Annotated in this window: 2 protein-coding genes; both read right to left on the reverse strand. The window is 75.4% G+C overall.

The annotated features are described in order from the left end of the window. Positions 1–120: 120 nt before the first annotated feature. Positions 121–1,341, reverse strand: coding sequence for an NAD(P)/FAD-dependent oxidoreductase (locus GUY61_RS38050; protein ID WP_166634853.1), 1,221 nt, complete (start codon positions 1,339–1,341; stop codon positions 121–123). A gap of 1 nt (position 1,342) precedes the next feature. Further along, a complete protein-coding gene (locus GUY61_RS38055; protein ID WP_166634854.1) occupies positions 1,343–1,531 on the reverse strand; it encodes a ferredoxin in 189 nt (62 codons plus the stop codon). Positions 1,532–1,709 lie beyond the last annotated feature (178 nt).

The raw sequence follows: 1,709 nt of genomic DNA on the forward strand, positions 1-1,709 counted from the left end.
CGGGCCAGGCAGACCCGACGCCTGGTGAGCCAGCTCAACCAACTCGGCTACCAAGTGACCCTCCAAGCAGAAGGAGCTGCCTGACCAGCGACTACGGACACGAGACGGGGGATTTTCGAATCAGGCGGCCGGGGCGGGAGCCGTGAAGGCCTCGCGCAGTTCGCGCATGCGGGCGGGGGAGAGGTTGATCGCGACGGTGCCCACCAGCCGGGACCGCCGGTGGTAGGTGGCCAGGAGACCGGCGCGCGGATCCGCGGGGTCCCCTTCGGCGACGTGTACGTCGTCGGCGAGAGCCGGCGAGCCGAAGCTCTGCAGGCGCAGGCCGAGCTGGTCGCTCCAGAAGGCGGGGACCGGGGCGAAGGGCTCCGGGCCGGGCGCACGGCCGGCCAGCAGTGCGGTGAGGGTGGCCGCCGCGCGCCTGGCGGTGTCGCCGGGAACGGACCAGTGCTCCACGCGGCGGGGTGTGGTGTCGAAGAGCGGGTTGGGGAAGCGGGCCACGTCGCCGGCCGCGGCAAGCCGGTCGGTTCCGACGGCCAGCAGGGTGTTGTCGCAGAGCACTCCGTCGCTGAGATCGAGACCTGGATTGCCGCTGAGCCACTCGGTGTTGGGCAGGGAACCCACGGCCTCGACGACGACGTCGGCGCCGAGTGTCGTTCCGTCGTCGAGGTCGACGCCGGAGACCTCCCCCCTGCCGAGGACGGCGGCCACCGACCGGCCCGTGCGGAAGGTGATCCCGGCGGCCTCGTGGTGGCGTTGCACGGCCCGGGCCAGGACGTCGCCGAGGACGCGGCCCATCGGGGGCCCGGCCGGCTCCACGACCGTGACCCGGCAGCCGAGCCCGAGCGCGGTGGCCGCGGTCTCGCACCCGATGAACCCGGCGCCGATCACCACCACGCGGGCCCCGGGACGCAGCACTCCGCGCAGCGCGATGCAGTCGTCCAGGGTGCGCAGCGCGTACCGCCCGGCCCGCGGGCCCGGCAGCGTGAGCCGCCGGGGCCGCAGGCCGGTGGCCGCGACCAGCCCGTCGAACGAGACCTCGGCGCCGTCGGACAGGGTGAGCAGGCCGCGGCGCAGGTCCGCGGATACCACCGCCGAGCCGAGCCGGAAGTCGACGTCCCGGGCGGAGGCGCGACGGCGGAACGCGACCGCGGCGTGCAGCCGGCCCGGGTCGCTGTCGCCGGGGTCGGCCAGCAGCTCCTTCGACAGGGGCGGACGGTTGTACGGGGCGTGGGGCTCGTCCCCGAGGACGGTGACGGGGCCGGAGTGCCCCGCGGCCCGCAGCTGTTCGGCCGTGCGGAGACCGGCCAGTGAGGCGCCGACGACGGCGATGTGGGCGGACACCTCAGTCCTTGATGAGGATGGCCTGGACGGGGCAGACGTCGGCGGCCTCCTCGACCGCGGCGCGCTGCGCGTCGTCGGGGTGGGCGTCGTGGACGAGCCTGCCCTCGTCGTCCATCCGGAAGACGGCCGGCGCCGCGATGGCGCACTGTCCGTGGTCCTGGCACTTGGCCAGGTCGACGATGATCTGCATGGTGGTGAGTCCTTTCCGAGCCGAGCCGTGCCGCGGGCGGCGCGGGGCGGTGGGGCGTTGCGCCGGCAGCGGCCCGCGCGGGACGCGGGACGCCGGACGGGCCGGGCGGAATGCGCGGAGGCCCCGGAAGCCCCGGCGGTCCCAGCGGTCCCAGCGGTCCCAGCGGTCCCGGAGCCCC

It is taken from the genome of Streptomyces sp. GC420 (genome assembly GCF_009916105.1).
GTDB lineage: Bacteria > Actinomycetota > Actinomycetes > Streptomycetales > Streptomycetaceae > Streptomyces.

Excerpts from the sequence above, each read along its gene's own strand:
- GUY61_RS38055 (WP_166634854.1), bottom strand. The coding sequence starts at position 1,531 with ATGCAGATCATCGTCGACCTGGCCAAGTGCCAGGACCACGGACAGTGC.